We start from the raw sequence: 7,299 nt of genomic DNA, 5'->3' as shown, positions 1-7,299 counted from the left end.
GCCAGCAGCCCCGCGTCGCGCGGTGGCAGGACGGCGCCGTGGCGGCGGAGCTCCTGGAACTCGCCGCCCGCCGCCGCGGCCACGTCGGCGGGATCTTCGTGCACGACCTCCACGGCGAAGCGGGCCGCGCCGTCGTCCATCCCCAGGAACACGGGCGTGGACGCCCCCAGCAGCGGCGCCGCCTCGCGCGCCGAAAGCCAGCGGACGCGCGGCTCTCCATCCGCCGTGAACAGGTTCTTCAGCCGCCACACCGGCGCGAAGCGGCTCGCCGAATCCGCCAGCCGCTCCGCGATCCACTCCGCGTCGCGCCGCAGCCCGGCGGCGCGGTCGAACTGCGCGCCCGCGAAGATGTTTGGCTTAACCAACGATTTTGTCTCCTGAACCAGCATCCCGCCACCTCTTTCGTCCATCGTCGAGCAGGTGAATAAACCAGCAGACGCAGCCGCACACAACCACCGATTGGCCACCGCAGCGGATCAATCATCCCTGTGGAGATTGGACCATCTCCGCCATCTCCCCTCGGCGCTGGCGGTGATTCGGCTCCGGTGATACCGTCCGGGAATCCCCGCAAAAGGAGGGCGCGTGGCGATGGACGCCGACCTGATCGAGCAGCAGAAGGAGTACTACCGCGCCCGGGCGGGCGAGTACGACGAGTGGTTCGAGCGGACCGGGCGATACGACCGTGGGCCCGACCACCGCGCGCGCTGGTTCGCCGAGGTCGACGAGGTGCGCGCGGCACTGGAGGGGTTCCGGCCCGCCGGGCGCGTGCTGGAGCTGGCGTGCGGCACCGGGTGGTGGACCGAGCAGCTGGTCCGCTGGGCCGACGAGGTGACGGCGGTGGACGCGTCGGAGGAGGTGCTGGAGCTGAACCGGCGCCGCGTGGACGACGGGCGCGTCCGCCGTGAGCGCGCCGACATCTTCGCCTGGCGGCCGGACGGCGCGTACGACGTGGTGTTCTTCAGCTTCTGGCTCTCGCACGTGCCGCCGGAGCGCTTCGCCGCGTTCTGGGAGATGGTGCGCGGCGCGCTGGCGCCCGGCGGCCGCGTGTTCTTCGTCGACTCGCTGCGCACGGAGCTCTCCACCGCCACCGACCATCGCCTATCGGACGAGGGCGACGTGGTGCTGGAGCGCAAGCTCAACGACGGCCGCCGCTTCCACATCTACAAGGTCTTCTACGAGACGGGGGATTTGCAGCGGCAGCTCGAGGCGCTCGGCTGGCGCGCGGACGTGCGGGCGACGGAGAGCTTCTTCCTCTATGGACAGGCCTCGCCGACGGGATGAGGGATTGATTGAGGCTGATGAGACACGGATCCCGGTGTCATCCTGAGGGCGCGGAGCACTGAAGCCGAGGTCGCACGATATCCCTGCGCGCCCGAAGGATCTTGCAGGGGAGGGCTGAAGATCGGCTCGCTCGAGCAGGCTTCGTCCGTGGGGCGAGTAGATCCTTCGGTCGGCGCCAATTTTCGGTGCAACCCAGGTTTGGTGCGGCGCCTCCCTCAGCCTCAGGATGACACCGGCGATGGGTCCAGGCTCCGGGTCAGGCACACTTCGGGAAGAGAGATGAAGATGGCTGGGGATGATTTGCTGCGGCTCGATCCCGCGACGACGGCGCTGGTGCTGATCGACCTGCAGCGCGGGATCGTGGCGCGCGAGACGGCGCCGCACTCGTCCGCTGCGGTGGTGGCGAACGCGGCGCGGCTGGCGGAGCGCTTCCGCGCCGCCGGCGCGCCGGTGATCCTCGTCCGCGTGAGCTACGCGCCGGACGGGCGCGACATGCTGCGGCCGGACATCGACGACCCGCCGCCGGTACCGCCGCTCCCGCCCGGGTGGGACGAGATCGTGCCCGAGCTGGGCCCACGCGACGGCGACGTCGTCGTCACCAAGCGCAACTGGGGCGCCTTCAACGGCACCGACCTGGAGCTGCAGCTCCGCCGGCGCGGCGTGCGCACCATCGTCCTCGGCGGCATCTCCACGAACTTCGGCGTGGAGTCGACCGCGCGGAACGCGATGGAGCTGGCCTACGCGCAGGTGATCGTCGAGAACGCGACCGCCGCGTTCTCCGCCGAGGCGCACGCGTTCGCCTTCACCACCATCTTCCCGCGCCTGGCCCGCATCCGCTCCACGGAACAGGTACTCGCCGCCCTCCCCACACCATAGATTGCATCTTCGTGGCCCCGAACGTGCGGCGCTCGCGGGCGAACCTTCATGCGAGGAGGAACGATGAAGCTGAAGCTCGAGGAGATCCGCGTCGACTCGTTCGCGACGGCCGGCGCGGCGCCGGAGGGCCGCGGCACCGTGCACGCGCACGCGTCGCTGCTGCTCATCACCTGCCGGGCGACCTGCCCCGGCCGCGAGACCTGTCCCGAGTGCCCGGTACAGTAGCGGTCGCACGCCGGCCGGAACGGGCCGGTAATTCCACCCTCACCCCAGAGGCGGCCATGAAAGTGAAGCTCGACGACATCCGCGTGGACTCGTTCCCCACCACCGTGGAGGCGACGGACGAGGCGGGCACGGTGCGCGCGTTCGACGCCAGCATTCCCACGTGCCGGTTCTCGTGCCCGCCGCGCTACACCTGCCCCGAGTGCGCTCCCATCGACCGGCAGGAGCTCGGGTTCTGACGACCGCGAGACACGCCACGAGACGGGCCGCATCTCCCCCCACCGGGGAAGATGCGGCCCGTTCGCTCGTCCGCTCCGCGGCTCAGCCGATCGCCCGGCGCGCGGCGGCGAAGACGGCGTCGAGCATCGGCTCGGTCAGGCGGCCGGTGAAGGTGTTCTGCTGGCTGGGGTGATACGACCCGATCAGCGTCAGCCCCCCGCCGATGCGCGCCTCGGCGCCGTGGCCGAACTTCGGCAGCGGCGCGGGGAGGTCGTGCCCCGCCTCGCGCAGCAGGCGCAGCGCCGCATCCCACGCGAACTTCCCGAGGCAGACGATCGCGCGCAGCCCGGGCAGCGCCGCCAGCTCCGCCGCGGCGAACGGGAGGCAGGCGTCGCGCTCGTCGGGGAGCGGCTTGTTGTCCGGCGGCGCGCACTTCACCGCGGCGGTGATCCACACGTCCGTGAGCGCCAGCCCGTCGCCGCGGTGCGTGCTGGTGGGCTGGTTGGCGAAGCCCGCGCGATGCAGCGCCGCGTACAGCCAGTCGCCGCTGCGGTCGCCGGTGAAGACGCGGCCGGTGCGGTTGCCGCCGTGCGCCGCGGGTGCCAGGCCCAGGATCAGCAGCCGCGCCGCGGGGTCCCCGAAGCCGGGGATCGGGCGCGCCCAGTACTCCTCGTCGCGGTACATGCGGCGCTTCTCGCGCCCCATCCGCTCGCGCCACTCCACCAGCCGCTCGCACCGGCGGCAGGCCACGACTTCGGATTCGATGACGTTCAGGGACATGCGGGACTGATTCGGTAGATCGGGATCGGACGGAGACGCATCACCATCACGCGCGCAGACTTACACCGCATGGACGAAAAAGCGCCGCACCCGCCGGACGGCTCCGGCGGGTGCGGCGCATCTCCATCTCCCTGCCCTTACGGCTCAGCCGAGGGCCGCACCGTGGACGGCGACTGCGGCGGGGGAGGTGGCGGCGGCGCCGGGGCCGAGTACCGCGGCTCGCTGCGCGGCGCCTCGTAGCGCGGCTCGCTCCGGGGCTCGGCCCGCGGCGACTCGGCGCGCGGCTCGGGACGCTCCACGCGCGGCGACTCCTGGCGCGGGCTCTCGCGGGGCGGCTCCTCGCGGCGGGGCTCCGGGCGGCTGGGACGGTCGTCGTCGCCGCTGGTGGTGACCGGCGCCACGCGCGGGCGGCTGTCGTCGGTCATGCGCGGCCCCTCGCGGCGCGGCTCGGGGGCCCGTCGCTCGGGCCTGCGGCGCTCGCCGTTGGCGGGCTCGGCGGTGGTCACCCCGCCCGGGCCCGCCGCCACGCTGTCGGTCGGCACGGGGCGGCGCCGGCCGGGGACGTTCACGTGCGTGGTGTCGCGCACCGGGGGCGGGTTGTTGCCGTTGCCGCCGCCGCTGACCTGCCCCTCGTGCCGGCGGTTGTAGCCGCGGCAGGCGAAGCTGTACAGCTCCCACGGAACGAGGTCGTAGTACCCGTTGCCGCAGTAGACGCGCGTGTAGCCCTCGTAACTGCTGTACGCGGAGCGGCGGTACGACCTCGGCCACACCGTGTAGACGTCGGTCGTCCAGTCGTCGTCGCCCTGCGGCGGCACGATGGCGCCCACCAGGTCGTTCATCACCGTGCGGTAGTTGAGCGACGTGTACGAGTTGTAGCCCAGCACCGTGCGCAGCGCGAAGGGCGAGCGCTGGAAGCGGGTGATGCGCAGCGGCTGGCGCGAGGCCACCAGGAAGTACACGTGCGGCTCGCTGCTGAGGTAGCGCCCGCCGCGGTACGACGCGTCGTACCAGTCGTAGCTCCGCGCGCCCGGCAGCCGCAGCGCCGAGTAGCCCGAGGGCATGAACGCCTCTTCGCGCGAGTAGGTGGGATACACCAGCGCCACGCCGCGCCCGGGAAGGATCTCGAACATGGCCACGTGCGCCGGGCGGTTCAGCTCGATGGCGAACCACTGCCCGTCGGGAACGATGCGCGCGGCCAGGGGGATGCTGGAGTCGTCGTACCAGCGGTCGCCGCCGTAGTTCGAATACCGTCCGCCGCCGGAATAGGGGCCGTAGCCGGGCGGCACGCAGGCGGCGAGCGCGAGCACCGGCAACAGGAGGACAGCCAGGCGTCTCATGGTGTGATCCTTCGGGCGAGAAGACGTAGGGCGAAACAGCATCCGTTTCCACACGGGGAGCAATCCGCGCGCCCCTACACCGGCAATCGCAACACGTTCCGCTGCAATCACTTGCGATGGGGGATGGATGCGCCCCCATCCAACCCCGTGCACGCGCGCGGACAAAAGCGTCCCATCGCGTGGACAGCCGCGGATCTCAGCTCCCGCGCGGCGCGGAGACGAGCGAGGTCGCCCCCATCGCCAGCGCGATCCATCCCGCCAGGAAGCAGAGCCCGCCGATGGGCGTCACCGCGCCCCAGGCGCGGACGCCGGTGAGCGCCAGCAGGTACAGGCTGCCCGAGAAGACCAGGATCCCCGTGGTGAACAGCCATCCCGCCGCGCGCAGCGCCTCCGGCCTCGCCTGCGTCCGCGCCGCGGCGAGGGCGACCGCCAGCAGGGCGAGCGCGTGGTACATCTGGTAGCGCGCGCCCGTCTCGAACACCGCCAGCAGCTCCGCGGGAAGGCGGCCGCGCAGCGCGTGCGCGCCGAACGCACCCGCCGCCACCGCCACGAACGCGAAGATCCCGCCCAGCCGCCAGAACGTCCGCTCCATCATCCCCCATCCGTGAAGTCTTCAGTGGTCCCTCGGGAGATGAAGATCCGCTGCCGCCGCTCGCCGCGCCACTCCCGCGCGTCTGGATCGAGATCTGGATGCCTCAACGGCGCCATCGGGGTCCACGGAGAGCGTTGCGATGACTCCGATGACCCCGTGCGAGACCTTGAGAATCCTGGCTCCTGGATTCTAAGCCTCAATCGCAGCGGGACTTAGGAGCGCCGCGGAACACCTCTTGCAAAACATCGGGCGCAATCGGGGCAGGCGACTCACCGTACCATCGACCATGGCAACTGACGAAACGGCTCCGCGGCGCGAGGGATTCAGGCGCGAGCACCCGGCGTTCTTCTGGGGATCGGTGGCGCTGATCGCGGTGTTCGTGCTGGCCGCGGGCGCCGTGGCGATGCGCATCCCGCGCTACAACCGCCAGACGGCGGAGATCACGCGGCAGATGTCGGCCGCGCAGAAGCAGACGCAGGCCGAGCTGCTCGAGCACCGCCAGCGGCGGACGCAGTTGGCGGTGGCCTTGCTGCAGCGCGACATGCGCGTCCGCTCGCTGCAGACCAACAAGCGCCACCTGGCCGTGGTGCTGAAGGACTCGGTGCTGGAGCTGCGGCAGGGACGCGCCACGCTGCGCCGCGCCAAGCTCGTGATCGGGCCGGACTCCATCGTGCGCGCGCCGGACGGGCGGCAGTGGCGCTTCGTGCGCGGGCTGGGCGAGCGCCACATCACCAGGCTGCAGCAGAACCCGACGGTGACGATCCCCGACTGGGTGTACGTCAGCCGCGGCCAGCCCGTGCCGCCCGAGTCCGAGCGGCGCGTGGACGGCGGGATGGGCGCGTACGTCATCACCCTGGACGACGGGACGGAGATCTACACCCAGCCCCAGGCCGGGCCGCTCAAGGACGGCGTGATCCCCGCGGGGTTCATGGCCCAGCGGCGCGACCTGGTGGCCATCTTCGACGCGGTGAAGGAAGACACGCCGGTGTACATCTACTGAGTGCGGAAGTGCGGAAGTGCGAGGGTGCGAAAGCAGGTGACGGGAATCCGTTGCGGAGGCGAGAGATAGCATGGCGAGGCTGACACGGACGGGAATCGAGGACCGGCGCGACCACACGCCGCCCGGGCGGCTGCGCCGGATCGCGCACGACCACCGGCGCACGGTCGTCGCGCTGCTGCTGGGCGTGTTCGTGGCCGCGGGGTTGTTCGTGGCGACGAGCGCGTTCGCGGTGGACGCGCGGCTGGAGCGGCGCGTGGCGGAGATGGTGTACAACCGCGACGAGCGCTCGATGCAGTTCGTCCGGCGCAAGGAGGCCGAGCTCACGCAGCAGGTGGCCGCGCGCGAGCGCAGGCTGGCCGCGAAGGAGGAGGAGCTGGCGCCGGCGAACAAGCCGTACCTGGTGGTGTCGCTGGCCGAGCGGCGCGTGCTGTTCATCCAGGCGAACGACACCATCTTCCGCGCGCCGGTGGCCATCGGCTCGGGGAAGACGGTGGTGATCGACGGCGTGACCAAGCGCTTCCAGACGCCGCGCGGGAAGATGGCCATCACCAGCAAGGAGCTGGACCCGGTGTGGATCCCGCCCAACTGGCACTACGTGGAGGTCGCGCGGCGCAATGGGATGGGGATCATCGACATGAGCAACGCGCCGCCCAACGCGCTGGCGGGGTACCCGGCAGGGCAGGTGCCCATCCGCGGCGGCAACGTCATCATCCCGCCGTGGGGAAGCCCGCAGCGCGAGTACCGCGGGAAGCTGGGCGCCGCCAAGCTGGAGATGTACGACGGCTACTACTTCCACGGCACCGACAACCCCAACTCGGTGGGCGACGCGGCCAGCCACGGGTGCCTGCGCATGCACCGCGACGACATCCTGTGGATGTACCACCACGTCCCGGTGGGCACGCCGGTCTACATCTACTGAGTGCGGAAGTGCGTGAGTGCGGAAGTGCGTGAGTGCGAAAGTGCGTCGGGTCCGCTCGGGATCCGACGCACTC

General features: G+C 71.3%; 10 protein-coding genes. 6 read left to right on the top strand and 4 right to left on the bottom strand.

Features of this window, described 5'->3' with window-relative positions; genetic code table 11:
* Positions 1-365, bottom strand: a 365-nt coding sequence (locus VF092_26905) for an NUDIX-like domain-containing protein (GenBank protein HEX6750947.1), incomplete at its 3' end; no start/stop codon positions are given.
* A 223-nt stretch (positions 366-588) separates the two neighbouring features.
* Here VF092_26905 and VF092_26900 point away from each other — a divergent pair.
* From VF092_26900 to VF092_26885, 4 genes are all read left to right on the top strand, one after another.
* On the top strand, positions 589-1,281 hold the full coding sequence (locus VF092_26900) for a class I SAM-dependent methyltransferase (protein HEX6750946.1): 693 nt from the start codon (positions 589-591) through the stop codon (positions 1,279-1,281).
* A 279-nt stretch (positions 1,282-1,560) separates the two neighbouring features.
* On the top strand, positions 1,561-2,157 hold the full coding sequence (locus VF092_26895; GenBank protein HEX6750945.1) for a hydrolase: 597 nt from the start codon (positions 1,561-1,563) through the stop codon (positions 2,155-2,157).
* A gap of 63 nt (positions 2,158-2,220) precedes the next feature.
* On the top strand, positions 2,221-2,382 hold the full coding sequence (locus tag VF092_26890; protein HEX6750944.1) for a hypothetical protein: 162 nt from the start codon (positions 2,221-2,223) through the stop codon (positions 2,380-2,382).
* Between the two features lie 56 nt (positions 2,383-2,438).
* Positions 2,439-2,618, top strand: a complete 180-nt coding sequence (locus tag VF092_26885; protein ID HEX6750943.1) for a hypothetical protein — start codon at positions 2,439-2,441, stop codon at positions 2,616-2,618.
* Positions 2,619-2,700: 82 nt separating this feature from the next.
* Here VF092_26885 and VF092_26880 read toward each other — a convergent pair whose 3' ends face one another.
* From VF092_26880 to VF092_26870, 3 genes are all read right to left on the bottom strand, one after another.
* A complete protein-coding gene (locus VF092_26880) occupies positions 2,701-3,378 on the bottom strand; it encodes a uracil-DNA glycosylase (protein ID HEX6750942.1) in 678 nt (225 codons plus the stop codon).
* A 137-nt stretch (positions 3,379-3,515) separates the two neighbouring features.
* Positions 3,516-4,715: a hypothetical protein gene (locus VF092_26875; protein ID HEX6750941.1), complete on the bottom strand. Its 1,200-nt coding sequence runs from the start codon at positions 4,713-4,715 to the stop codon at positions 3,516-3,518.
* A gap of 196 nt (positions 4,716-4,911) precedes the next feature.
* On the bottom strand, positions 4,912-5,310 hold the full coding sequence (locus VF092_26870) for a DUF423 domain-containing protein (GenBank protein HEX6750940.1): 399 nt from the start codon (positions 5,308-5,310) through the stop codon (positions 4,912-4,914).
* Positions 5,311-5,593: 283 nt separating this feature from the next.
* Here VF092_26870 and VF092_26865 point away from each other — a divergent pair, with 283 nt between their 5' ends.
* Together VF092_26865 and VF092_26860 are read left to right on the top strand one after the other, a co-directional pair.
* Positions 5,594-6,307 carry a hypothetical protein gene (locus tag VF092_26865; protein ID HEX6750939.1) on the top strand — a complete coding sequence of 238 codons (714 nt, stop codon included), beginning with the start codon at positions 5,594-5,596 and terminating at the stop codon, positions 6,305-6,307.
* 70 nt (positions 6,308-6,377) lie between these two features.
* Entirely contained in the window at positions 6,378-7,226 is an 849-nt protein-coding gene (locus VF092_26860) for a L,D-transpeptidase (protein HEX6750938.1), read from the top strand.
* Positions 7,227-7,299: the final 73 nt, after the last annotated feature.

This window comes from Longimicrobium sp., from assembly GCA_036377595.1.
In the GTDB taxonomy this organism is placed as follows: domain Bacteria; phylum Gemmatimonadota; class Gemmatimonadetes; order Longimicrobiales; family Longimicrobiaceae; genus Longimicrobium.
Note: the sequence above shows the minus strand (reverse complement) of the source record. Positions and strands in the feature narration are given on the sequence as shown.

Bases quoted from the DNA above. Each gene is read 5' to 3' on its own strand.
- VF092_26865 (HEX6750939.1), top strand. From the start codon at position 5,594: ATGGCAACTGACGAAACGGCTCCGCGGCGCGAGGGATTCAGGCGCGAG.
- VF092_26880 (HEX6750942.1), bottom strand. From the start codon at position 3,378: ATGTCCCTGAACGTCATCGAATCCGAAGTCGTGGCCTGCCGCCGGTGC.
- VF092_26900 (HEX6750946.1), top strand. From the start codon at position 589: ATGGACGCCGACCTGATCGAGCAGCAGAAGGAGTACTACCGCGCCCGG.
- VF092_26860 (HEX6750938.1), top strand. From the start codon at position 6,378: ATGGCGAGGCTGACACGGACGGGAATCGAGGACCGGCGCGACCACACG.
- VF092_26890 (HEX6750944.1), top strand. From the start codon at position 2,221: ATGAAGCTGAAGCTCGAGGAGATCCGCGTCGACTCGTTCGCGACGGCC.
- VF092_26895 (HEX6750945.1), top strand. From the start codon at position 1,561: ATGAAGATGGCTGGGGATGATTTGCTGCGGCTCGATCCCGCGACGACG.
- VF092_26875 (HEX6750941.1), bottom strand. From the start codon at position 4,715: ATGAGACGCCTGGCTGTCCTCCTGTTGCCGGTGCTCGCGCTCGCCGCC.
- VF092_26885 (HEX6750943.1), top strand. From the start codon at position 2,439: ATGAAAGTGAAGCTCGACGACATCCGCGTGGACTCGTTCCCCACCACC.
- VF092_26870 (HEX6750940.1), bottom strand. From the start codon at position 5,310: ATGATGGAGCGGACGTTCTGGCGGCTGGGCGGGATCTTCGCGTTCGTG.